The 23,786-nt window shown below is 42.0% G+C and carries 21 protein-coding genes and 3 tRNA genes; 10 read left to right on the forward strand and 14 right to left on the reverse strand.

From position 1 onward, the window contains the following. Positions 1–113 precede the first annotated feature (113 nt). From BIW53_RS12490 to cysB, 3 genes are all read right to left on the reverse strand, one after another. Positions 114–2,912 (reverse strand): collagenase, encoded by a 2,799-nt coding sequence (locus tag BIW53_RS12490; RefSeq protein WP_175442132.1) that lies wholly within the window; start codon positions 2,910–2,912, stop codon positions 114–116. 245 nt (positions 2,913–3,157) lie between these two features. After that, the gene (locus tag BIW53_RS12495; protein ID WP_175442133.1) at positions 3,158–4,624 is read right to left on the reverse strand and encodes an amidohydrolase family protein; all 1,467 of its coding nucleotides are present in this window, start codon (positions 4,622–4,624) and stop codon (positions 3,158–3,160) included. A gap of 129 nt (positions 4,625–4,753) precedes the next feature. Next, positions 4,754–5,731, reverse strand: coding sequence for an HTH-type transcriptional regulator CysB (gene cysB / locus BIW53_RS12500; RefSeq protein ID WP_070992356.1), 978 nt, complete (start codon positions 5,729–5,731; stop codon positions 4,754–4,756). A gap of 290 nt (positions 5,732–6,021) precedes the next feature. On the opposite strand from cysB, the gene BIW53_RS12510 reads away from it, so the two are divergent. Then, positions 6,022–6,783, forward strand: coding sequence for a hypothetical protein (locus BIW53_RS12510; protein ID WP_070992358.1), 762 nt, complete (start codon positions 6,022–6,024; stop codon positions 6,781–6,783). Positions 6,784–6,820: 37 nt separating this feature from the next. Here the strand turns inward: BIW53_RS12510 and BIW53_RS12515 are convergent, their stop codons facing one another. After that, complete coding sequence (locus BIW53_RS12515) at positions 6,821–8,110, reverse strand: NCS2 family permease (RefSeq protein ID WP_070992359.1); 1,290 nt, start codon at positions 8,108–8,110, stop codon at positions 6,821–6,823. Between the two features lie 119 nt (positions 8,111–8,229). Between BIW53_RS12515 and BIW53_RS12520 the strand changes: the two genes are divergently transcribed. The 3 genes from BIW53_RS12520 (at position 8,230) to BIW53_RS12530 (ending at position 9,756) form a co-directional block, all read left to right on the forward strand. Next, positions 8,230–8,679 carry an SEL1-like repeat protein gene (locus BIW53_RS12520; RefSeq protein WP_070992360.1) on the forward strand — a complete coding sequence of 150 codons (450 nt, stop codon included), beginning with the start codon at positions 8,230–8,232 and terminating at the stop codon, positions 8,677–8,679. A 168-nt stretch (positions 8,680–8,847) separates the two neighbouring features. Continuing rightward, entirely contained in the window at positions 8,848–9,285 is a 438-nt protein-coding gene (locus tag BIW53_RS12525; protein WP_070992361.1) for a SulA-like leucine-rich domain-containing protein, read from the forward strand. A 12-nt stretch (positions 9,286–9,297) separates the two neighbouring features. Further along, entirely contained in the window at positions 9,298–9,756 is a 459-nt protein-coding gene (locus tag BIW53_RS12530; RefSeq protein ID WP_070992362.1) for a YchJ family protein, read from the forward strand. A gap of 10 nt (positions 9,757–9,766) precedes the next feature. On the opposite strand, the gene BIW53_RS12535 is transcribed toward BIW53_RS12530, so the two are convergent. Beyond that, positions 9,767–10,288 (reverse strand): VC2046/SO_2500 family protein, encoded by a 522-nt coding sequence (locus BIW53_RS12535; protein ID WP_070992363.1) that lies wholly within the window; start codon positions 10,286–10,288, stop codon positions 9,767–9,769. Between the two features lie 112 nt (positions 10,289–10,400). Between BIW53_RS12535 and BIW53_RS12540 the strand changes: the two genes are divergently transcribed. The 3 genes from BIW53_RS12540 to BIW53_RS12550 all read left to right on the forward strand — a co-directional run bounded on the left by BIW53_RS12540 (position 10,401) and on the right by BIW53_RS12550 (position 10,693). After that, positions 10,401–10,485 (forward strand) — tRNA-Tyr (locus BIW53_RS12540). A 21-nt stretch (positions 10,486–10,506) separates the two neighbouring features. Further along, a tRNA-Tyr gene (locus BIW53_RS12545) sits at positions 10,507–10,591 on the forward strand. Positions 10,592–10,608: 17 nt separating this feature from the next. After that, positions 10,609–10,693, forward strand: a tRNA-Tyr gene (locus tag BIW53_RS12550). Positions 10,694–10,698: 5 nt separating this feature from the next. On the opposite strand, the gene BIW53_RS12555 is transcribed toward BIW53_RS12550, so the two are convergent. Continuing rightward, positions 10,699–11,370 carry a M48 family metallopeptidase gene (locus tag BIW53_RS12555; RefSeq protein ID WP_070992364.1) on the reverse strand — a complete coding sequence of 224 codons (672 nt, stop codon included), beginning with the start codon at positions 11,368–11,370 and terminating at the stop codon, positions 10,699–10,701. Between the two features lie 91 nt (positions 11,371–11,461). Between BIW53_RS12555 and BIW53_RS12560 the strand changes: the two genes are divergently transcribed. Continuing rightward, positions 11,462–12,442, forward strand: coding sequence for an ion channel (locus BIW53_RS12560; protein ID WP_070992365.1), 981 nt, complete (start codon positions 11,462–11,464; stop codon positions 12,440–12,442). A 15-nt stretch (positions 12,443–12,457) separates the two neighbouring features. On the opposite strand, the gene BIW53_RS12565 is transcribed toward BIW53_RS12560, so the two are convergent. Continuing rightward, positions 12,458–13,084 carry an HD domain-containing protein gene (locus BIW53_RS12565; protein ID WP_070992366.1) on the reverse strand — a complete coding sequence of 209 codons (627 nt, stop codon included), beginning with the start codon at positions 13,082–13,084 and terminating at the stop codon, positions 12,458–12,460. 187 nt (positions 13,085–13,271) lie between these two features. Between BIW53_RS12565 and BIW53_RS12570 the strand changes: the two genes are divergently transcribed. Beyond that, complete coding sequence (locus tag BIW53_RS12570; RefSeq protein ID WP_070992367.1) at positions 13,272–14,462, forward strand: class I SAM-dependent methyltransferase; 1,191 nt, start codon at positions 13,272–13,274, stop codon at positions 14,460–14,462. Positions 14,463–14,525: 63 nt separating this feature from the next. Here BIW53_RS12570 and BIW53_RS12575 read toward each other — a convergent pair whose 3' ends face one another. The 7 genes from BIW53_RS12575 to BIW53_RS12605 all read right to left on the reverse strand — a co-directional run bounded on the left by BIW53_RS12575 (position 14,526) and on the right by BIW53_RS12605 (position 23,007). After that, entirely contained in the window at positions 14,526–14,816 is a 291-nt protein-coding gene (locus BIW53_RS12575; protein WP_070992368.1) for a PilZ domain-containing protein, read from the reverse strand. Positions 14,817–14,826: 10 nt separating this feature from the next. Next, positions 14,827–15,210 (reverse strand): response regulator, encoded by a 384-nt coding sequence (locus BIW53_RS12580; protein WP_070986943.1) that lies wholly within the window; start codon positions 15,208–15,210, stop codon positions 14,827–14,829. An 88-nt stretch (positions 15,211–15,298) separates the two neighbouring features. Then, positions 15,299–19,183 carry an ATP-dependent RNA helicase HrpA gene (gene hrpA / locus BIW53_RS12585; protein WP_070992369.1) on the reverse strand — a complete coding sequence of 1,295 codons (3,885 nt, stop codon included), beginning with the start codon at positions 19,181–19,183 and terminating at the stop codon, positions 15,299–15,301. Between the two features lie 356 nt (positions 19,184–19,539). Next, a complete protein-coding gene (locus BIW53_RS12590; RefSeq protein ID WP_070992370.1) occupies positions 19,540–19,968 on the reverse strand; it encodes a CBS domain-containing protein in 429 nt (142 codons plus the stop codon). Between the two features lie 68 nt (positions 19,969–20,036). Then, positions 20,037–21,050 carry an isoaspartyl peptidase/L-asparaginase family protein gene (locus BIW53_RS12595; protein ID WP_415839084.1) on the reverse strand — a complete coding sequence of 338 codons (1,014 nt, stop codon included), beginning with the start codon at positions 21,048–21,050 and terminating at the stop codon, positions 20,037–20,039. Positions 21,051–21,210: 160 nt separating this feature from the next. Further along, the gene (locus tag BIW53_RS12600) at positions 21,211–21,921 is read right to left on the reverse strand and encodes a SapC family protein (protein WP_070992372.1); all 711 of its coding nucleotides are present in this window, start codon (positions 21,919–21,921) and stop codon (positions 21,211–21,213) included. Between the two features lie 105 nt (positions 21,922–22,026). Beyond that, positions 22,027–23,007: a cupin-like domain-containing protein gene (locus BIW53_RS12605; protein ID WP_070992373.1), complete on the reverse strand. Its 981-nt coding sequence runs from the start codon at positions 23,005–23,007 to the stop codon at positions 22,027–22,029. Between the two features lie 76 nt (positions 23,008–23,083). Between BIW53_RS12605 and BIW53_RS12610 the strand changes: the two genes are divergently transcribed. Further along, positions 23,084–23,785, forward strand: a complete 702-nt coding sequence (locus BIW53_RS12610) for a DUF6445 family protein (RefSeq protein ID WP_070992374.1) — start codon at positions 23,084–23,086, stop codon at positions 23,783–23,785. Position 23,786 lies beyond the last annotated feature (1 nt).

The following is a 23,786-nucleotide window of genomic DNA, read 5'->3' on the forward strand; positions in this document are numbered from 1 at the left end:
CCAGTGGTTTACGCTTTGCAACCTAAATGGCTACTTAGCATAGCTATTGTCATAAAAAAGGCGACCTAAAAAGTCGCCTTTGTGTTAGCTTATCATAACAACCTAATCATCGATTAGTTACAACCACCTTCGTTATATGTCACTTTTAAAGAAGCAGCTTGACTGTCTCCGGATATTTTCAAATAACCCCAATATTGCGTTTGTGCACTGACGTTAATACACTCCGCATTACCCAGGTTATCTGATGTAGCATCCACATTAGTGCCATCAGGCCAGCCCGCATTACTATATTCAAGCTTTAAGTCACCGCTACCATTAGCCGTTTCAATACGTACCGTGTCTTGTCCACTGACATTTTCCAAGCTAAACCACATCACAGATTGATCGCCAAGACAGATCAATTCACCAGCCTTCGCACGACCGCCTGTTGTTGCCGCTTGTGTTTTACATGCATCTGGTAAAGATGCGATAGGTGCGTCAAAGTTAGCAACCAAAGACACATTATTGAAAGCATTGTAGCCTCTTACCATGACATAGTATTGACCTTCTTGCGGTGTCGCAAAGTCACACTGTTCAGCATTACCTCCAACATATGGACGACAATCATAACTACTCAGTGTAGGCTCACTGCCATAACGAACATACAAATCTGCATCTCCACTGCCACCTGAAATAGCAATATTTAGGTCGCTGGCTCCCTGTGGCACATTTAAGACAAACAACAACTGTTCATTTTGCTCACCATTAATGGTGACAGCTTGACCACGTTTTAGTTGAGGAAGTCCTTGACCTTGCTCAATTTGTGCAGAAGTGCTGGCGCTACCTGACAGACCTTGTTCGTCGGTCACCGTCAGTGTCACTGTATAATCTCCCGCAGCGTCATATGTATGCGTTGGATTAGGTTGCTGACTTTGGTTACCATCACCAAAATCCCATAAGTAACTTGCAATTGGGCCTTCAGCATCACTACTGCCATTACTTGAAAACGATACAGATTCACCCGCTACACCACTATATGGACCATTAATTTGCGCATCTGGAGCTGTGTTCACATCGCTGGCTAAATCTTGTGTCCATTGCGTAAACTCGGCATCGTAGTTTGTTTGCCAGCCATTAAGTAATGACTTATAGCCGGACCAATCACCCACTCGTGTTTTACTCAGCATTTTATTCACTTCATCATTATGGCGCTCAAACATAAAGCGAACAGCCAGGTAACCCCAACGATAAATCCTATCTTGATCGAAACCATCATAGGTAGTTGCAAATACTTGCTGTAGATTGTAAACAGAACCATCTTTAATCGTATCGATAGCGTCCTGGTTATCATTCAGGTTTGCTATGTATTCAGCCACCCCCTCTGTCCACCAGACAATATCTTCTGTTGGTGCGTTAAACCCGCCATATAAGTCAAAGCGCCCATCAAGATAGTGCACATATTCATGCTCTAAGTTCCAAACATAATGGTCTGCTTTAGCGTAGTTTGCCTCATATGCGACAAAATTAGCCTGATTATCGGTCTTGCTAGGGTCTCCTTCCAAATACATACCACCATTGTTGGTATCTATTTTAAAGATAGCTTTAGCGTATTTTTTGTAGTCGCTGCTGCTATTGAAAATATTCACCTGTAAGAATGAATTATTGTCATCGGCAACGGGAGTCTGATTGGTAGCTAAACGAGTATGGAAACGTGTTTCTTCAGCCGCCATGGTGTCACACGCAGAGGAAAGTTGCTGTGCCGTCATTTCCTGCGCTCGAATACGAATAGTGCTGCTACATTGGTGAATTTGAGACAATACTTGTTGTGTCAAAGTCTCTTCAAAGTTACAGATGTCAAACTCACTACAATCGGCATAATACGAAGCCACATCTGCTGCATTGAGCCACAGTGAATCACCATATCCATAGCTCTTATACGTAGAGAATAATGTTTTCAGGCCATTGGTAACTGCTTGATCAATATCACTAGGACGGTACTGAGTCAATCGTGCTAATTCACCTGCGGCGTTAGCAATCAAGAATTCAGAATCCGAGTCCACCATCCAAGATTTTTGTGTAAATGCAACCAAGGCATTGACCAGAGCAGTGTCTGTTTTAATTTTAGTTACATATTCATTATTCCATTGACCACGGAATAGAATATTAAAAATGCCATTTACTGCATTGCGCATATTGCGGTTGTTGGCGTAATTCTCATCAAAACGTGATAACCACTGACGCACCACACCAATATATTCGTGCTGCAACTCGGCGCTGTCCATCGTCGTTATAACTTCCTGCAGCACTTTAGCGTGTTCGTCATTGTTGTCATAAAAGTGGCTGTTATTGACAAATGCATCTATCGCGTTTTTAACATTCGCTGTAACTTGGCTGTCAAACGTAACGGCGTCATTATAAAACTCTACATAGAAGCCTGCACGAATAAACAAGAACATAGCCTTAAGTTCATCCCCACCTGCACCTGTATAACTACTTGCCAGCGAGCGAGCATGATCTGCGATGGTATTCATTTTACTGCTTGTAAAAATCGCGACTTGGCTTGCGCTACTTGCATTGAATAGCTCGTTCACACAGTTACTACCCTGCGATTTAACCTGTTCAACCAGTTGGCTACCAGAAGAGTTAGCAAATGCATTGATATCACAGCTTAGTAACACATCAGAAGCCTGAGATGTCATAACTTGTCGTAATCTAAGTTGTGGACTAATAGGGGCCACATCTTGCAGTTGTGACGCTGCCACCGGCGCTCGTTCATCCACTTGGTCATGTTCATGACCGTGATAGATATGCTTAACTGATTGTTCTGTATGTGGTTGTGTGAGCGCTAGTCCACGATGCTCCGCCGCATTAACAGTCAGGTTTAGGCTCATTCCTAGTACGGGCAGAGCTAACGCTATTTTATTAAGTTTCATAATGTACCTTTGTATGTTGTGTATCCAAACCCATCAAATTTGATAACGGGCATTTAATTATTAACACCAAATACATAATGTATACAATATATTTTATATAACTTTAATGAATAACCACATAATTTTATATGTAAACCGGGACAATCGAATCATGATAATTCTTTGAAAATATGGGTAATTAATGGATAAGACGGGTACTATCTCGAATGATAAAAAACAAAATAAAAATTTATAAATACTTGGATTTACTGGTGGGCGTAGCAAGCTACAACTGCTAGTTCTCTAAAATTAGAGCTTTTAGCAAGTGGATCTGCTGACAAGTGAACAAAATTTGCGGTATCACCTTCTTTTAAAATACCCAGATTAAAACCTAAGTGATCAGCTGCAGCTTTAGTAATGGCATTAAGTGACTGAGGTTTTGACAAACATTGGTCTGGCAACAAAACTCTTTCGTCGCGAGTGTAACACCCGGGCGCATATTCCATCATACGGCTACATGCTTGCTCTGCAGCTCGTAACGGGCTGAGCGGCAGAACCGGAAAACCAGATTGCAAACATACATTGTATCCCTGTTCCATTAGCTGCTGACAGGGCTGTAACATTGACTGTCCGTGATAGCTTTTTACCCAATCATAACCACAGTAACCAACCTCACCAATATTAATCGCTATTGAACGATTTGCTGCAGGTTGTACTGCTTGATGGTGGGTACTTAAACAAGCCAAACTATTTAGTTCCTGTAACCAACTGTGTTTTGGCTCAACTAAATTTATCGCGGGGTTAGTCTGTTGATACTGAGTGAGTACCTTTCGTGCAAATGGATGACTATCAATAGTGCCTATATGAGTAATTCCAGATGAACGCGCACGCTCGATGAGACTGTCAATTTGCGCAAACATATTCATTAATTGCCGCCTTAGCTGGTCCTCTGGCAAGGCCTCAACCAGCCACACGAGCTGCTCGTTGAGCAGTCCATTTTGGCGGCGAACTAAATCAAAAAATATAGCTTTTGAGGAAAAGGGATTAGCGGCATGATTTTCTAAGTACGCGTAAATTGCTTCCAATGCGCTGTCGTTAACGTAGGCTATCGCACTGGTTGCATCTAAAATAGCTACAGGTCTATCGATACAAACTTGTTGAATCAATTCATAAACATTATGCTGACTTGTTTGTGCACTCTCATCAAGCAACACACTATATAATCCGTAACCGAGCAACCAGTCCTTCGGCTTTAAGCCTTTGTCAAGATACAGTAATGCGCGAGCAATATAATTCAAACCATAATTGGGCATCAATTTCTGCCAACCACAGTCAAAGCCAAACGGTCCAATATGTGACCACTGCTGTAACATAGCACTAATAACTAAATTCATATTCGGTTCGATAAAACCTGGGCATAATACCTGCTCTTCCCCTAAATATTGATAGCGAACATTAATATCTAGACGCGCCACATAACGCTGAACGTCATGATGACTGCCCAAAATAACAACTTTGTTATTGCTAACTAACATCGCCTCTACCGTTTCAACTGTAGGGTAAAATTGGGTATAGATTTTTCCTAAAAAGACTTGGTTGTTTGGGGCTATGGAGGGTCTTTGACTACGAACAGGTTCTAGAGCCAATGAAAACTCTGACAGCCTATCAAGTAAACTGTCAAAAAATATATGATTAAGAGAAAATCGTGCGCTTGGCTTAGATAATCCTTCCACAGTATGCATCCCACATGTAACACACACTAACGTTAGACTAATACCAAAAAACTGCCATTACTGTTCATTACAGCTTTAAGCAAACTGCGTTGCGTGCATTTATTCGCACGCAACTAGCGCTGCGTATTGTTACTTAATTGGAAGTGTAATACCTGCAAACAACGCATCTACATCGTCCTGATTACGCAGCAGACTTGCCTTTTCAACCAAGTCTTTGCTTAAGTGTGGAGCAAAGCGCTCAATAAAGTCATACATATAGCCACGCAAAAAGCTGCCTTTTCTGAATCCAATCTTCGTGGTACTGGCTTCGAACAGATGACTGGCATCAATACAAACAAGGTCTTTATCAGTAGCGCTATCTATAGCCATCGATGCAAGCACCCCGACTCCAAGTCCTAAACGCACATATGTTTTTATGACATCAGCATCAGTGGCAGTAAACACGATGTGTGGCTCTAGGCCATGTGCATTAAATGCCTTATCTAATTCTGAGCGGCCTGTAAAACCAAACACATACGTAATGAGTGGGTATTTCGCCACATCATGCACTGTTAGGTTATGTGCTTTTTGAGCAAGCGGATGATCCTTTGCTACTACTATTGAGCGATTCCAATGATAGCAAGGCAACATCACTAAATCTGAATATAAATGAAGTGCTTCTGTGGCAATAGCAAAATCCGCATCGCCCCTAGCAGCCGCATCAGATATTTGCTGCGGAGTACCTTGATGCATATGAAGGGAGACCGCTGGGTACTTTTTCATAAACCCCTGAATAACGCTTGGCAGCGCATATCGCGCTTGAGTATGGGTGGTCGCAATATTTAATTTGCCTTGATCGGGCAATGTATGCTCGTTTGCCACCGCCTTGATGCCTTCGACCTTTGATAAGATCTCGCGCGCTATATTTATGATTTCATTACCCGCGTTAGTGACGTGGGTTAAATGCTTACCACTTCGACCAAAAATCTGTACGCCAAGCTCATCTTCCAGCATTCTCACTTGCTTTGATATGCCAGGTTGAGAAGTATAAAGACTTTCAGCAGTAGCTGACACATTCAGGTTATGGTTTAAAACTTCTACAATATATCTAAGTTGTTGTAATTTCATAGCTTATTTTTTTCTTTTTAGTTTTTACAAGGCAATGAACACGGCGCGTTATTTAATGGTATATGCAAGAGACAAAGCCAATCTTCCTAAGGCTAGCATAATTACATCTATGGAGATAGCTCTAGGCTTATCTGTTTGTTTAACAGATAAAACTGTGTCTTGGTCTATAATGATAAATAATGATTTTCAAAATATTTTTCATACATGTGAACGGAAAACTGTTCAGAATGCAATTAATTGATGTAAGATAAAAATTCATCTTTTGATTCGTGGTCTAAGAGAAATTTGTTATGTTCGTTTCTATTATTATTATGCTAATTGTTGCACTGATCGTCATTGCGGTTTGGGTCAGCGCCGTACAGCAGCATAGAGAAAAACAAGAAGCTGAGCGTAGAAAGGAATTAGCGAAACAGAAAAAAATTATCGAGGAATCTGAAGACATCATCGTTAATAGCTGTAATATTCCTATGTCGGACCTAATCTTACGGGTCCTACAGCGCAGAGTTTATGACGCGCTGGCGTCCATGGTTGAGCTTTCACCGACAAATCGAGAATTAAAAAGCCGCCTGAACGACGCTAAAGAGCGTTTAAGTTCGTCCATTAACCCTGAGTCACAAATTGATAGTTTAAGTCTGCCCGATGCTGACAAACAATTAATTGCGCTGGTACAGGGCATTAAGCGTCTTCGTCACGTACTTCGTGCAGAGCATTCAAAAGGTAAAGTTGATACGCAGTTATTCGTAGCCGAAGACAAACGTCTTGAAAAGCTACAGTTACGGATTAATGTTGAAAGTCAAATTAAACGTGGCGTCTCAGCTAGAACCGCAAACATGGTCGGCTCAGCACGCCAATACTTCGAAAAAGCTTATGCAACTATTTGTTCAGTTTCATACACCGATGAATATGTAGAAGAGAAAAAGGCGCAACTTACAACCTTGCTAGATGAAATCAGTACCGAGCTCAAGGCTTCAAATGCCTCTGCTGTCAAAAAGAAAAAAGAAAAAGAAAGAGACGATCTAGACGTGTTGTTTGCACCAAAGAAAAAGTGGTAACAAGCACCACTTTTTGCATATTTTTCAAGTTTCTTCGCTACTCCATAGCAAACTTTAAAATAAACAGTACTGTAAGTAGCCATACACTTAGCGTGATTTCATGTGATTTACGACAAATCACTTTAACCGCTGTATAAGCAATAAAACCTAATGCTATCCCGTGAGCGATTGAGAAAGTCAATGGTGTCATTAATAGCACCACGCTCACTGGAATTGCATCGCTCATGTCATCCCAGTTTACAGACTTAAGGTTTTGCAACATCAAGACTGCAACGTACAGAATTGCCCCAGCAGTAGCGTAAGCAGGCACCATTTTAGCCAATGGGGCAAAAAATATCATGAGTAAAAAACAAACGCCCACTGTCACGGCTGTTAAACCCGTTTTCCCCCCAACCGATACTCCTGAAACAGATTCAATGTACGATGTGGTTGTAGATGTTCCCAACATTGCCCCTGCTATCGTGGCAGTACTGTCTGCCGACAATGCTCGACCTAGTCTTGGCATTCTACCATATTTATCAGCCAAACCTGCTTTATGAGTAACCGCAACCAACGTACCCGATGTATCAAATAGGTCAACGAACAAGAATGCAAACACCACACTAAGCATAGAAAGCTCCAAGGCGCTAGCAACATCCAACTGCATCATAGTGGGTACGACACTAGGTGGTGCAGATACCAGCCCTTGATACGAAACTAGGCCTAAACTTAATGCCACAGCTGTGACCGCAAATATACTGATAAGTACGCCACTTTTTACTTCTCTGAACATCAACGCAGCGATAATGAAAAAGCTCAATATCGCAAGCAAGGGACCCGCCTGAGTAATATCACCAAGCTGTACCAATGTGGCTGGACTTGCGATAATAATGCCCGCATTTTTAAGTGCGATTAACGCTAAGAAAGCGCCGATACCAGTAGCAATAGCCTGTTTTAAAACTAAGGGAATAGCCTGAATCACCCATTCTCGTATTTTAAATATGCTTAACAGTAGAAATAGGCATCCTGATAAAAATACCGCGCCCAATGCGGATTGCCAGTGATGACCCATCCCCAACACCACACCGTAAGTAAAAAATGCATTTAGTCCCATCCCCGGTGCCAGTGCTAGCGGATAATTAGCCCAAAACCCCATAATGAAGCACCCGATGGCCGCCGCTACACACGTTGCGACAAATGCAGCCCCAAGGTCGATACCCGCTTCGGCTAACATAGGAGGATTTACAAATATGATGTAGACCATAGTCACAAATGTGGTCAACCCGGCAATGATCTCAGTCCTAACAGAAGAACCTTGCTGGCGTATATTGAATAGGCGTTCTAACATAATATAGGTTTAAATTTGGAAACAAGTGTTTGGATTTTAACATAAACCACTGGTTTATTCGGACAAATTCGTTAGAATTCAACTACACTTGCTAATGGGCTTATTATTGCGGTTAAACTATGGAACGAGATCAATTCGAAAATTCAGCAAGCCAAGATTTAGAGCAGCAGTTGCTTAATGTATTGGACTTTGTAACTTCCCCAATTAGTAGTGACGCCCAGTTACCACAGGATAACGATCCTCAGCTCGCTTTAAAAAAAGGCTTATATTACCTAGGGGAAAAAGCCTTTCCTCTTGCTGCTAAATGGCTTCGTATGTCAGCCATGTCGGGTAATTATAAAGCGCAGTTTTATCTTGGCCTACTCTTTGTTAAAGGACAAGGCCTGCCACAAAGCCCATTCCACGCCATGGCTTGGTTAGTACTTGCACAAAGTCAAGGAATGGAAGCCGCCAGCGCAATGATAGAGCAATTAAAACCTCACTTGAGCACAAAGCGTATTAAAGATGCTCACTGTTATGCAGCAACACTGTACGAACAAATACATCAGTTGACCTATATCCAGTCCTAGTTTAGCTAAAAGGTTTTATTATTACTTTCATAGACATGGCAAGGAACCATGCACTTCCTCACGGCCACATCTGCGACTTTGTATAAAAAAGTGACAATTTTCACTTGCATCTAATTACTGTATAAACTACTGTATATAAATACTGTATATAACACCAGTGAGTTGATTATGTTGCAAACAAGTTCAGTTTTAGAAGTTACATCGGGTTTACCACAGTCACCAGTAAGTAATATCCATCATGTGACAACAGAGGATGATATTTGTGCAAGCCTAGCATTGCTCAAAATTGTTCATCAGTGTAATCAAAAACAAGGCTGGACACTGTTGATAGCCCCCGATAATGTGCCAAATAAAGCAATGATTGATAGCTGCTCTATTGATACCAATAAATTATTGGTGATAAGAAGAAAGCATATAGTTGATTTAAACTATGTTTTATCTTCAGCATTAAAAAATGGTAACTTCGCAGCAGTAATCACTTGGACAGATATTCTCAGTTCCAGTGAATTGAAAGATATGAATTTACCCAACTCGGACACTGAAATTTTCTGTTTTTCTAAAACTAAGCAACTAGAAAAGTGTACAATGCCCGCATTTATTTCTTAATGTGTATAAGTTATGTGTTATTGCTCAAATGAGGCACCTTTTCAACAATGTTGCGAACCTTTTATTTCTGGGGCTGAATCGCCTAAAACAGCAGAACAATTAATGCGTTCACGCTATAGCGCATATGTAGTAAAAAATGCGCAATACATAAGAGAAACCTACGCAAAAGAAGAACAAAAACACCATAGCGTTGAAGACATTTTGGCATTTGCAAGTGCTGTTGACTTTATTAGCTTAGAAATATTATCGGCTAGCGATGCAGCTGATGGTAGTATTGTTGAGTTTCAAGCCACCTATATAACAGAAAACAAAGTCTGTGTGCTTCATGAGCGATCAAACTTTATTTTGGAGGCTGGTTTATGGAAATACTTAGACGGCCACATTTATCCAACTCCTGAAATAAAACTAGGCAGAAATGACGAGTGCCCATGTGGCAGTGGTAAGAAGTTTAAAAAGTGCCATAGCACCTGACGGGCGTTACTTAGGCCGTTAGCTGTAACGCGCTTTGCATCTGCCCGCTGGCTAGTTGGTCATAAAAGCCCGCTGCATTCATAGCGGGTTTCTCTTCTTTCGAAGCCCCATTTTTAACCGATTCTAATCGCTTTCTTACCGCTATCTCGCAATTATCCACAACAACCAATGGAATATGAGCCTTATCATTACGTATAGCTAAAGGCTCAGGTGACAAACACTGTTGTAGTTTCAAGGTGGTTAAGCTGCTTTGTGCTAACCTTGCAGCATTATCTTGGCCTATTAACATATCATAGGTTTCTGGCGCTAATGCTTGCTGAGGGCCAATTTGAAGTTCCTTTTTAAGTGCAGACTCTGAGAGTTCAGCCTCAATGAGTTCTGACTCTGGTAAATGAAATTGACTAAATTCTAATGCGTCTTGAGAAAGCATCGCCAGTAACATGGAAAAATCAGCGCGACGATGCTCGGTCACGCTAACCGAAAGTGCGTTGCCGAGTTGGTCTTCCCTGGTTAATACCACATCAAATTGCATAGAGTTTCACCAATTAATCACTGAACTATGCTTTTATCGGCATTTTTTAAAATTTCTTTAGCAGTTTTCTTTACTTAATAAGAAACTTTGATATTATCACCGCCGTTGTTGAGGAGGGGTTCCCGAGCGGCCAAAGGGATCAGACTGTAAATCTGACGGCACTGCCTTCGCTGGTTCGAATCCAGCCCCCTCCACCACCAACAACACAAATACAATTTGGAGGGGTTCCCGAGCGGCCAAAGGGATCAGACTGTAAATCTGACGGCACTGCCTTCGCTGGTTCGAATCCAGCCCCCTCCACCAAATTGTATACTCCCTGAGGAGGGGTTCCCGAGCGGCCAAAGGGATCAGACTGTAAATCTGACGGCACTGCCTTCGCTGGTTCGAATCCAGCCCCCTCCACCACTTCTTTAATCTTTAGCTATAAATAACTGCTTACCATTTTCTTTGAACCAATTGACTGCTTCTTTGTAGTTCGAATCATATTGACCTACAAGTTGCCAAAATTCTCTGCTATGCGATAAAATATGGCAGTGCGCCAACTCATGTACCATCACATAATCCACCATTCTCTTTGGCGCACCAGCAAGTAGTATATTGAATGTAAGTGCATACTGACTAGAACAGCTTCCCCAACGACTTTTGTATTCTCTAAATTTCACATTGGCTACGGGCGCATTCATTTGTGTGCTAAGTTGATGTAATTTGCTATCTATGTATTGCTCAAGCTCAACTGCTAATAAATTTATGAGTTCGACCCTAATCGATTTAACCGAAGAACGCGTTGATGTTTTGACAACCACATGCTTTTTTTGATGATCAATATATGATGAAGCCCCGAATGAAAACGCATATTCCTCGCCAAAGATAAGTACACTATTGCTCTGCCATGGTGTTTGCACTTGTACACCCACTGAGAGCCGTTTTTGCTGAGCCTCTACCCAAGGCTTTTTTGTACTCAGCCACCGCTCTACCTCAGTCATACACGCACCATATGGTGCATACACATGGATGCCTTTAGCTGTAACTTTTAATGCAACGGTCTTACGCTTTTTGCTGAGCTTTAGCTGATATTCAAACATCTTCAATAAAAAAAAGTTTCACTCCGTTCATTCTACCCCGCCAATTAGCTGCTAATCTATAAAAATAAATGGCTAAAGAGATCAAATATCTATGAGTGATAAACCATGTTGTCAATATAAATCACCCGACGGTCATCAATGCCAAGAGATTGATATGGGGTCAGGACTTTGCTTTTGGCACGATGCTAAATTTGACAAAAGTGGCTTAGAACTCACCCAAAAACTAGAGCGCTATGCAAAGCGTGGGGGGTTATTACACGGCTTAGAGTTGAAACGTGCAAATCTTGAAGGGCTTAATTTAGTTAAGTTTGGTGATCATACTGGCTATGACTTGTCATACTGCAACTTTTATAGAGCAAATTTACAAGGTGCTCACTTATTTAATAATACGATACGCCATGCCTCTTTAATGAAAGCAGACTTAAGAGAAGCCAATTTACACTGCTGTCACCTTGAGGGCACAAATCTGCTGGGCATTAAACTCAATAACACCCGCATCGATAACCTATATTTGGGTGACAAACTGTTGCAAGAACAACAAGCGTTCAGCGCTTTGAAAGAAAAGCGCATTGATGATGCCAACGACCTATTTCTACAGTCGGAAGAAATATATCGCTCGCTTAGGAAAGGCGCAGAACAACAAGGTTTATTTGAAATGGCTGGCAAATACACCTACCAAGAACTGCGTATGCGCCACCAGCAATACCCAAAATATTCGCAAAGACGCATCGTCTCAAGCTTTATTAATTTAATATGCGGATATGGAGAAAAGCCTGAAAACGTTATTCGCTTCAGCTTAACAATGATAGTGTTCTGTGCCCTTATGTACTTCATATTTGGCGTAACCTACGACGAGCAACGCTTGCAGTTAGACTTTGCCAATTCGTTCTCTGACAATCTCAGTGCCCTGCTCAATAGCTTCTATTTCAGTGTGGTTACATTTACCACATTGGGCTATGGAGATATTACACCTGTGGGGATCTCTCGATTTATTGCAGCGGTTGAGGCTTTTACAGGCAGCTTCTCGCTAGCCTTGTTCGTGGTGGTGTTTGTAAAACGCATGACTCGTTGACATGCGTTTTATAATTTAGGCGATCTCTTGTTTTAACTGCTCCAAAAATGCTTTCATAAAATCTGTTCGCTTGCGGGCCTCTTCCTTGGCTGAACGCGTATGCATTTGCTCAGCAATATGTAAGAGCTTGATAAAGAAATGATCTAACGTATAGCGCATATCATCAGCTTCTCGGCGTTCACAAAATGGGTCATCTGGATGGTATAAATGACGTGCAATGGCACCTCCCACCTTCATGCATCGACTCACACCAATTGCTCCCAGTGCATCCATTCTATCTGCATCTTGAACAATTTTGGCCTCTAATGTCTCAGGAGTAACATTGGCACTAAAACTATGCGCAACAATCGCGTGATGAATCGCATCAAGTTTAGACTCATCGTAGTCAATTGACTGAAGAAAGCTCACTGCTTTATCTGCTGCCATTTTTGAAGCTCGCGCTCTATCCGGATGATTTTTTGCTACGGCAACACAGTCATGTAACCATGCAGCTGGCAGCACTACGGCCAGATCTGCCTGCTCTTGCTCTGCGAGCAGCTTGGCAGTTTTAACCACTCTTTCAACATGCGTTAAATCATGAGCGGTATCAGCAAAGACGCAGTTTAACATAAAGTTTTTACATGCCAGTTCAATGTTATGCATTACATTCTCTTATTATTTTCAAATTATTGTGAACACTTAGCTCTGTCTATGACATACATACTCACAACTGAGATAGCCTACAATTTGACAGCTCTAGGCTCTAGCCGGTCAATATTCATGAGTTAAGATTGTATGTTGGCATGGCCTTCACTAAAATGGCAAGCATTCTATTAAGTAAGGAATTTTTATGTCTTGTGCCCTGTATTTACAGCCCGGTCGAGAAAAGTCATTAAAACGTAAGCACCCGTGGGTTTTCTCTAAAGCAATCAAGAAAATAAAGGGCAAGCCCGCCTTAGGTGACACAGTTACTATCTATACCCATGATGGTCAGTATCTTGCAACCGCAGCCTATAGCCCCGATTCACAAATTCGTGCCCGTGTGTGGAGCTTTAATAAGAACGAACAAATAGATACTCAGTTTTTTGTCAATCGATTACGTCGCGCGCTTGATGCGAGACAGCACACCATCGAAGAAGGTGGATTATCAGGGTTTCGATTAAGTGCGGCAGAGTCAGATGGACTCCCTGGCATTACTATAGATAAATTCGATAACTACTTAGTTTGTCAATTGCTTAGTGCAGGTGCTGAACGCCATAAAGGCGACTTACTCATGGCGCTTAGAGAGCTATTTCCTGATTGCTATATTTATGAGCGTTCTGATGTCGATGTGCGTAAAAAAGAAGGTTTAGAAAAAACCGCAGGACCTCTATGGGGTGATGCCCCAGAGGCTCCTGTGATCATTGAAGAAAATGGCTTAAAGATTGAAGTTGATATTATCAATGGCCACAAAACAGGTTTCTATCTCGACCAAAGAGATAGTCGCGCAGCATTAGAGCGTTTTGCCAAAAACAAAACCGTCCTGAACTGCTTTTGTTACACTGGTACCTTTGGCTTGTATGCACTGCGAGGAGGATGCGAAAAGGTTATTAATGTTGATGTATCTCAGCCAGCACTTGATACCGCTAAGCGCAACGTAGAGCACAATAATTTGGACCTTTCAAAAGTTGAGTTTGTTAAGCAGGATGTGTTTAAGCTGTTACGACAATACCGTGAAGAAGGTCGCCAGTTCGATACTATCGTGATGGACCCACCAAAGTTTGCCGAGAGTAAAGCTCAACTCAATGGCGCATGTCGCGGTTATAAAGACATTAATATGATAGCAATGCAAATCCTAAAGCCAGGCGGTACATTATTAACCTTCTCCTGTTCAGGTCTTATGGAGCAGAACCTGTTTCAAAAAGTCGTTGCAGACGCAGCGCTAGATGCAGGAAAAGAATTGTTGATTATGGAGCGCCTAAATCAAGCTGCTGATCACCCAATTTCTGGCAACTATCCCGAAGGTTTTTACCTCAAAGGGTTAGTGTGCAAGGTGTATTAGGGAGTCCTACAGTGGTTGCTAAAGGTGTGATTACACCTTTAGCTCTGTTTGCAAATCAAGCCCTTAATTAAACTGAGTGATTTCTAAGCCCAATATATATCTACCATCTTGCTCTTGAGCACAACGTACCACGTTAGCATGTGCATTCAATGGCGGGATCGAAGCGCTAGAGGAGTTAATATGCACCTCCATCATAGTATTGGGTTCAATGGGTTCGCTGACCTCTATTGATAGCCCTGTTGCACTTAAGTCATGGCATTTGCCTTCAAAAGTCAAACCCGTCTCTAATATCGTCAATCGAGCCCTTGCATTGACCATCATACGCATAAACCTGCGCTTATCTTCATGCAACATCGCTGTCCCCTTATACCATTGATTTTAGTTTTTCTAATAAGGATTGGATGGCAAATGGTTTAATCACGTAAGCATCACAGCCTGCTTCATAACCTGCTTGTTGCTCTTGTTCTGATTCTAAGCCAGACACCATCACTACAGGAATATCTTTGGTTTCTGGAGTGTTTTTTAACATACGACACGTATCGTACCCATCAAGACCCGGCATACATACGTCAAGCAAGATTGCATCTGGCTTATGAGCTATCGCATTGGATAAACAGCTCTTTCCTGAGTCTGCATAACTCAGCTTGAACGCATCTGACAAAGCCATGCTGAGCATTTCATAGTTAAAATACTCATCATCGACCACAAGTACATGCGGCGTGTTATTCCCTTTTTTGCGAGTGGACATAGCTGATGTCACTTCCTTTTCAAAATCCAAAAAATTTTCCTTCTAATAAGGTAATTGGCTTAGAGTAAATTGCAAGCTTCTTAAGCAATTATTCGCAGTCCTTTATTGCATTCATCACCCGCTTGGCGGAGATGGGATAGGGCGTACCAAGTGTTTGCGCAAACAACGAAACTCGAAGTTCCTGCTGCATCCAAAAGATATCTTGTACATTATCAGGCAAAGGATGCCCTTTTGGAATACGTGCGGCCACTTTTTGATATGCCTGAGCAACCTTCTCGAGTTCGAGCACACATAGACGATCGCGATTTGGGTCAATCGGTAACTTCTCTAGTCGCTTTTCTATCGCTTTCATGTAACGCAGTAAATCGGGTAACTTATCTGCTCCATGTTCACTGACGAAGCCTTTGAATATAAGGGCTTCTAGCTGAGACTTAATATCTCCATGTGCCGTGATCATCGTCAAGTCGACACGCCCTTTCATTCGCTTGTTGATGGAGTGTGCAATGCTCAAAACCTGCTCGACCTGCATAGCAATGTGGACCACGGTATCACCGAGCTCTCCACGAACACGCTCTTTTGCTTGTTCAAAACAATGCTCATCACGAATGTCTGTACCTTGAGCCAAAAGCTGGTCAACCCCTGCTGCAATACAATCATCAATGAGATCCTGCACTTTGCCAAACGGATTAAAATATAACCCCAGCTTTGCTTTGTTTGGCAAATGTTGTTGTAAATATTTAATAGGTGAGGGAATATTTAGCAGTACCAATCGACGTATGCCTTTTCGATGGGCAACCTCTGCTTTGATTGGGCTATCGAATAGTTCTATCGCGGTGCTGGCTTTTTTATCTACCAAAGCTGGAAAGGCTTTAATTTCATAGTTACCTTGTTTTTTGGTGTACTCTTGAGGCAACTCACCAAACTGCCACAAGGTAATGTCTTGTTGTTCAATCCCCTCTTCTGCCACCTGCGAAAGGGTGTCACAGACACGGCCCTGCAATTTATCTTTCAATACCTGCAAGTCAAACCCGTGAGCGATCACTTTGCTATCTTCTGCAATCACTTGAAACTGTATTTTCAAATGAGGCTCAAGTGCACTCAGATCCCAATCTTCAGTCTCTACTTTAACCCCTGTCATACGTAATAGCCGTGTTGCTAAAGCATCAAGTAGATTACCCTGCATTGGCTCTATCGCTGCCAGCACTGCATCAGCATAGTTTGGTGCAGGTACAAAGTTGCGACGTAGGTTCTTGGGTAGCGTTTTGATCAAACCACAAATCAATTCATGTCTAAAGGCTGGTATATGCCAATCAAAGCCTTGCTCATCCACTTGGTTTAACAGCGCCAATGGTATATTCACCATCACCCCATCCACAGCCTGCCCTGGTTCGAAGTGATACTCAAGTGGCAGCATCAGGTTGCCTTGGTGCCATACATCAGGGTAATCAAACTCTGTGATTTGTTGTGCATCATGCTGCATTAACTGCTCACGACTCATATGCAAAAAACGTTTGTCTTTTTGTTTGTGACCTTTCCACCAATGATTAAAACCAGCACGAGTGCAGACATCTTGAGGTATTCGCTGATCATAAAATTCAAACAATGTTTGCTCATCTACGAGAATATCGCGACGTCGTGCTTTTTGTTCCAATACGTGAATGTCGTCAATTAGAGACTGATTGTGTTGCAAAAATGCTTCATTTTGCCCAAGTTGTTGTGCCACCAGCGCTTCTTTAATAAATAGCTCTCGACACAACACAGGTTCAATTTGACTATATACAGTACGCTTACGTGCAACGATAATTAAACCAAATAACGTTTGTTGTTCAAATGCGATGATACAACCCGGCTTTTTCTCCCAGTGTGGTTCACTAAAGCTACGCTTAACCACATGCTGCGCCAAGGGGGCTATCCAATTCACGTCGATTTTAGCGTTGACTCTGGCATACAGCTTACTCGTTTCAACAAGCTCCGCTGACATCAACCATTTTGGGCTTTTCTTAAATAAGCTTGAGCCTGGGAATATATGAAACTGACTGTTGCGTGCGCCTTTGTAATGCTGTTTTTCATCTTTAGCACCGATATGGCTGAGCATCCCACTGAGTAAAGCTTGATGAACATTATCCAAATCAGCTGGATTTTCACTCAATTGCATGTTCATTTCTTCACAAATAGTGCTCAACTGGTAAACAATGTCTTGCCACTCTCGAATACGCATATAGGCAAGGAAGTCTTTTTGACATAGTTTGCGAAACTGTGCGCGAGTAAGCGCCTCTTGCTGCTGTTCGATGTAGTACCATAGATTTAGAAATGCGACAAAATCTGAGTCTGGATGTTCAAAACGAGCATGCTTTTCATCCGCTGCACCACGTTTTTCTTGCGGCCTTTCACGGGGATCTTGAATAGATAGTGCAGCCACTATCACAATGACCTCTCGCAGTGCGCCCAATTTGTCTGCTGTGAACACCATTTTCGCTAAACGAGGGTCAATAGGCAGGCGACTGAGCGTGCGTCCAGATGGCGTTAATTTAGTACTTTGGCGACGCTTGCTCGGGTGCACCGCTTCAAGCTCTTCTAAAAGAGCAATACCATCATTAATATTGCGACTATCTGGTGCTTGTACAAATGGAAATTGCGTAATGTCACCTAGCCCCAAGCCGAGCATTTGCAGAATAACCGACGCCAAATTGGTACGCAGAATTTCAGGGTCTGTAAACTCAGGTCTAGACAGGAAGTCCTCTTCCGAATACAGGCGAATACAGATACCCGCTTCAACACGTCCACAGCGACCTTTTCTTTGGTTCGCACTCGCCTGAGAAATAGCCTCTATCGGCAGTCTTTGCACCTTGGTACGATAGCTATAACGGCTGATCCTGGCCGTTCCAGGGTCAATAACATATCTTATTCCAGGAACAGTAAGCGATGTTTCTGCCACATTAGTTGACAAAACAATTCGACGCCGACTGTGGGGGGCAAAGATGCGATTTTGCTCAGCATTCGATAAGCGTGCATATAATGGTAATACTTCCACCCCTTTGAGGTTACGCTTATCAAGAGCGTCCGCTGTATCCCTAATTTCACGTTCACCATTCATGAAAATGAGAATATCACCGGGACCCTCAGCACACAGTTCATCTACCGCATCAAATATGCCCTGTAACTGATCATTTTGCGCTTCGCTGTCGTTAGATGCGCTATCGAGAACTGGTTTATATCTTACTTCAACAGGATAGGTTCGACCCGAGACTTCTATAATTGGCGCGTTATTGAAATGCTTAGAAAAGCGCTCTGGATCTATGGTTGCTGACGTAATGATCACTTTGAGATCGGGACGTTTAGGCAGTAAGTTCTTCAAATACCCCAGAATAAAGTCGATGTTCAAACTGCGTTCGTGCGCTTCATCTATGATGATAGTATCATATTGATTTAAATAGCGATCCTGTTGTATTTCCGCAAGTAAGATACCATCGGTCATCAATTTTACATAGGTATTGTCTGACACTTGGTCACTAAAACGAATTTTAAAGCCGACCTGCTGTCCCAGCTCACAGTCGAGCTCTTCAGCAATACGGTTGGCTACACTACGGGCCGCCAGTCGCCTCGGTTGTGTATGACCGATATAACCATCAACTCCTCTTCCTAGTTCTAGGCATATCTTGGGTAACTGTGTCGTCTTACCAGACCCTGTTTCGCCTGCAACAATAACTACTTGATGTTGCTCAATCGCCGCTTTTATTTCATCTTTTTTCTGACTAACAGGGAGCAACTCAGGGTAACTAACTTTGGGTAGTCGCTCTGTTCGTTGCACTTTTAGCGATTGGCTTTTTAAAATCGCTTCTTCAATCGAGGCAACCACTTTGCTTTGCTTGTTGGCATCAGTGATTTTATTCGCACCATGCAAACGTTTTTTAAGGAGAAACTGATCTTTCTTTAAACAAGACTTTAGCTCAGCAAACAGTGGTCCTACACTCACTACACATTACCTATCATCGTAAATTTAAGAGCGCGTAGTGTACCAAAAGACGTTCGCTGAGCCTATGCTCTAAGCGTAATAATATATTGCTTAGTATTTGTATAAATACGTTGAATAGGGACCCAGAATATTGAAAAACACGAAACATTCACTGACGGATAATTTATGACTTACTCTGTATTGCACCGTATCACTGCAAAAAATAGCGTTATGTTTTAAGGCCACTGATGCTAGAAGATATAATATATAAACGCTCAAATGGACAGGAGGGGTCATTGAGCGCCTATCTAAAGACTGAAGAACTAATACGATTATCTAACTGTTTGAGTTTTAATAACTAGCTCCCATCATTAACTTTATACATACCTATGCCCTGATAAATACGTGTCATGTAAATGTTTATCTAGTGCTAACAGCACATTAGCGCGACTGATAATACCAAGTAAGCGGCCTTCATCATCAATCACAGGGTACAGTTTTGGCTTATTAACTGTCATTTTATCTGCTATCTGCACGATGCTATCTTCTGGTTTTACGCAGACAGGATTTGCCGTCATCACATCCCCTACTACACTGTGAGATTCGTTTTGATAGGTTGCTTCGAGCATTTTTCTCAGACAGTCTTGTTCAGATAAAAAACCAACTACTCGCTTGTTTGAGTCAATGACCGGACCTCCTGGCTGTCCACTTTGTAGCAGCTTCTCTACTGCTAATTCAACTCTCATTTCTACAGAAAAGGTAACGGGGCGATGATTTAGATAGTCCGCCACTTTAATTGATTGCATAACTATTTGCTCCATATAAAAACGCCAGCATTTTAACTATAGCTGGCGTGCATGGAATTGCCTGTTTTTCAATCCTTTTTAAAGATTCCTACATAGGTTGGCTGAACATTAGACTTGCTCGCACGATACATACCCTTCGTATTAAATGGCATACTAATATTGCCTTTGCTATCAACAATAATGACCCCCCCTGTGCCGCCTATTGGCGCTAATACATTATGGATAACGTCGTTGCCAGCCTCAAAAATTGACTGACTCTGATACTGTACCCGCGCACAAATATCACTGGCGACGCTGTAACGAATAAAGTACTCACCATGCCCCGTGGCTGATACGGCACAGGAGCGATTATCGGCAAAAGTACCTGCACCAATTACCGGAGAATCACCAATGCGACCAAAACGCTTCGCTGTCATTCCTCCCGTAGAAGTCCCCGCCGCCAAGTTACCTTGCTTATCCAGCGCCACAGCTCCAACCGTTCCCATTTTAAATTCGTCAGGTAAAACATGGTGTGCGGCTTGGTAAGACTTATCTTGCTTTTGGGCCGCATCAAGCTTTTGTTTGGCTTTTTGCAGTGCTTCGAAGCGATGTGGAGTATCAAAATAGCTGTTATCTACAAACGTGAAACCCTGTTGTTTTGCAAACTGTTCTGCCCCTTCCCCACTGAGCATCACATGTACAGAATCTGTCATCACTTTGCGAGCTAAATCTATTGGATTCTTTATATGTTTGACCCCAGCCACCGCACCCGCTTGTCGCTCCCTGCCATCCATGATGGAAGCATCTAATTCATGCTGACCTTCGTAGGTGTACACAGCCCCCTTTCCAGCGTTAAAAAATTCTGAGTTCTCAAGTATATTTATCGCAGAGGTAATGGCATCTAAACTTTCTCCACCTGCTGATAATACCGCGTAGCCAGCTTCAACTGCCTCTTCAAGTTTGGCTCTGTACGCCATTTCTTGGTCCTTACTAAAGCGGCTTTTATCTATGGTCCCGGCACCGCCATGAATAGCAATAGCAATTGGCTTAGCCTGGGCTGTCACTTGATTACTTGCGACTAACAGAAGCCCCAATACTGCCATCAATATCGGTTTATTTTTCATTCTCTTTCTCCCCCGTTAAAACCCCAAAATGCAATTTAGTAACGTTACTTGCAATTAAACGCGATTAACAACATCGCATTTAATTCACTGGCATAAAAAAAGCACCCTAAGGTGCTTTTTAACATGATTATATTAATGATTAATCAGCAGAGCGTTTTGCTTTTAAACGCGCTAAACGTGCAACTTGATGAGTTGACGTTAAGAATGCAAAGATAGGTGCCAAGTAGCCGCGCTTACGCAACTCTAGGTACTCTTCATCGCTCAATTCGTTTAGCTTACGCTCATCTACAAGGTAGATACCGTTAATGTCTTTCTTCTCACCTTTGATTTCCACTGTTAATGTTTGTGGAACCAAAAGCTCTTTCTCAGCTAAGTATTGTGTGAAAGCCTCTGTCACGCGTGAAAATTCAATGAAATTCACTAGCGCTTCTTTGCGACGTGTTAAGTACTCAGTCTCTTTTCCGTCTTCAAACAGTGCATTACCCTGCTCTTCACCAACCAAAGAACTTGCTTCGTCGATAACGATACCGTATTGATCACCTTCTGGGTGCTTTACCAAACCAAATGGGTAACGTGTAACCGCAAGTGGTGCAAAACCAGCTGTCCATTGACCATTTTCAACAAATAGGTTTTCGCCAGGCTCTAGGCCAAGCATTGCAACCGCTTGGAATTGGCCAGTCTCATTATTCTTTACAAATGCCATTGGGAATTCAGTTGCAACACGCGCGAACTCATGTGCAACTACTGGGATTAAGTGCTGTGATTTCAAAAATTCAACATTGATGCCATTTTGTACTTTAGTGTTGGCATGTTTCTCGTTGTGTAAAGGCTGCACTTGTTGCTCCGCCATAATACTACTCCATTCATTTACGTAATTATTACTTTTGTGGCCCTAAGGCTAAAGGTTTTGGGCACAAATTGGAAGCTAAAAAACTAATAAAATAGAAGCTTCCATCTATATCAGGGATTTAAACCATTCTCGCACTTTTTCTCGATCTTCTTCAGTAATGTTTGCACTCAGATCATGCAAGTCTGTGGGTAAATGCGCTAATGATGAGTCCTCTGTTCGGAACACAAAATGATTAAAGAAACTTTGCCATGCTTTGCGTTGTTCAAGCGGAAGGCTGGGCATAAATGACATCAAATAGAGCATGCTCTCAAACGGCTTGTCTTGTCTGGTCGACTCTTGCTTCCACCAATAATTTATCAGGATGTTAATATCCGATAAGGATTGCACACTATGCCACCACAGGTTTGGAATATAAATCCCTTCACCGCTGTCCACATCTACTTCGATAGCATGCTCTAAGGCATTGGCATAGCGAGGAAAACGCTGTAAGTCTGGAGCACTAACATCAACTAAGCTGATCGGTGTACCACCTGGGGTGCAGTTAATAGGCCCGACATAGAGGTCGCCAATGGTCTCTGGTGGAAACAACGTAAACTTTCTGCGCCCTGCTAAAACAATCGCGACATTTTCCGAAAAATCAAAGTGCGCTGCAGTATTACATTGATTACCTATCCACATACGCACATCGGCGTTGTTTGCTAGTACCGGGTGACATATCTCACTCATAACCTGCTTAGAAAACACGGCTTCAACGGGAATGGCCTGTGCAGCATAATACTGCTTATTCGGTTTTGAGCTTTGCGCATTGAGCAGAGAAAAGAACTGCGCTAGAGAACTGCTTGCCACCGTAAAATTAAAACCGTTTAGCTGTTCGTTGTAAAAATAACGACCAGCCGTTTCAGAGCCGCAAGTTAAGTAGTGGATCTGTGATTGCTTGGCGTTGGCAGCGAGTTCCTCACACAGATTATCTAACAAATTCGAGCCCATTTGAGGATAAGCATTTTTTATTTTTACTGGCTGAGCCTGCAAAACAAACTCAGTTTTCTTTGCCAAGAACTCTTCAAGTGTAACTTCTTTTAACTTCATTTTTTCAACTTAATAGTTTAAATAGCGCACCAAAATCATTAATATTTAGGAAATATATAAATTCTGGTCCCTGAAAATGCAAGTGAATGTAAATCCCAACCTAATGATAAAGCACATACCTATTAAAAACTGCGATGCCAGCGTTTATATAATCGATGACTTTCTATTAAACCCAGAGCTTCTTGTTAACTTCGCTAAACAAAAGGCATATTTTTTACCACCTGGTAAAGATGGTACGTTATATCCAGGAATAAGAGACCAGCTACCCAAGCCGTATGAAAGAGCGCTAGCTCAATTAATTAATGAACACTTATTTACCAACTATGATATTTTTGTCCACCGTTGCTTATTAAGTTTGGTCACGCTCAATGCCGAGCAATTATCGAATATGCAAAAATTACCTCATATTGATTCTTTGGATAAAAATGAATACGCAAGCGTTCACTATTTATGCGATGAAAAATATGGCGGCACGTCTATATATCAATATAAGCCAGAGTCAGTAATCGAAGTTACAGAAGATAACTGTCATATTATCCATGAAATGATTAATCATGTTCAAAACTCTGAAAAAAACTCTGGTTACCTTAATGGAAAAACAAGTATTTTTGAGCCGATAATCACGATCGAAGCAAAAATGAACCGCTTAGTATTATATCCAAGTAACTTATTGCATTGCGCTAATATTGATCCACGATACAGTATTAGCGCCAACCCGAGTGAGGGTCGCCTCACCGTTGCCTCATTTTTTAGATTGGACAACACCAATACTCAATAAA

Source organism: Pseudoalteromonas byunsanensis (genome assembly GCF_001854475.1).
Classification (GTDB): Bacteria; Pseudomonadota; Gammaproteobacteria; order Enterobacterales; family Alteromonadaceae; genus Pseudoalteromonas; species Pseudoalteromonas byunsanensis.

Coding starts and splice junctions, on each gene's coding strand:
- BIW53_RS12600 (WP_070992372.1), bottom strand. CDS start 21,921: ATGGCGGAGCAACAAGTGCAGCCTTTACACAACGAGAAACATGCCAAC.
- BIW53_RS12605 (WP_070992373.1), bottom strand. CDS start 23,007: ATGAAGTTAAAAGAAGTTACACTTGAAGAGTTCTTGGCAAAGAAAACT.
- BIW53_RS12520 (WP_070992360.1), top strand. CDS start 8,230: ATGGAACGAGATCAATTCGAAAATTCAGCAAGCCAAGATTTAGAGCAG.
- BIW53_RS12575 (WP_070992368.1), bottom strand. CDS start 14,816: ATGTTGCATGAAGATAAGCGCAGGTTTATGCGTATGATGGTCAATGCA.
- BIW53_RS12560 (WP_070992365.1), top strand. CDS start 11,462: ATGAGTGATAAACCATGTTGTCAATATAAATCACCCGACGGTCATCAA.
- BIW53_RS12535 (WP_070992363.1), bottom strand. CDS start 10,288: ATGCAATTTGATGTGGTATTAACCAGGGAAGACCAACTCGGCAACGCA.
- BIW53_RS12565 (WP_070992366.1), bottom strand. CDS start 13,084: ATGCATAACATTGAACTGGCATGTAAAAACTTTATGTTAAACTGCGTC.
- BIW53_RS12570 (WP_070992367.1), top strand. CDS start 13,272: ATGTCTTGTGCCCTGTATTTACAGCCCGGTCGAGAAAAGTCATTAAAA.
- BIW53_RS12490 (WP_175442132.1), bottom strand. CDS start 2,912: ATGAAACTTAATAAAATAGCGTTAGCTCTGCCCGTACTAGGAATGAGC.
- BIW53_RS12510 (WP_070992358.1), top strand. CDS start 6,022: ATGTTCGTTTCTATTATTATTATGCTAATTGTTGCACTGATCGTCATT.
- BIW53_RS12590 (WP_070992370.1), bottom strand. CDS start 19,968: ATGCAATCAATTAAAGTGGCGGACTATCTAAATCATCGCCCCGTTACC.
- BIW53_RS12595 (WP_415839084.1), bottom strand. CDS start 21,050: ATGGCAGTATTGGGGCTTCTGTTAGTCGCAAGTAATCAAGTGACAGCC.
- BIW53_RS12530 (WP_070992362.1), top strand. CDS start 9,298: ATGTGTTATTGCTCAAATGAGGCACCTTTTCAACAATGTTGCGAACCT.
- cysB (WP_070992356.1), bottom strand. CDS start 5,731: ATGAAATTACAACAACTTAGATATATTGTAGAAGTTTTAAACCATAAC.
- BIW53_RS12525 (WP_070992361.1), top strand. CDS start 8,848: ATGTTGCAAACAAGTTCAGTTTTAGAAGTTACATCGGGTTTACCACAG.
- BIW53_RS12610 (WP_070992374.1), top strand. CDS start 23,084: ATGCAAGTGAATGTAAATCCCAACCTAATGATAAAGCACATACCTATT.
- BIW53_RS12555 (WP_070992364.1), bottom strand. CDS start 11,370: ATGTTTGAATATCAGCTAAAGCTCAGCAAAAAGCGTAAGACCGTTGCA.
- BIW53_RS12580 (WP_070986943.1), bottom strand. CDS start 15,210: ATGTCCACTCGCAAAAAAGGGAATAACACGCCGCATGTACTTGTGGTC.
- BIW53_RS12515 (WP_070992359.1), bottom strand. CDS start 8,110: ATGTTAGAACGCCTATTCAATATACGCCAGCAAGGTTCTTCTGTTAGG.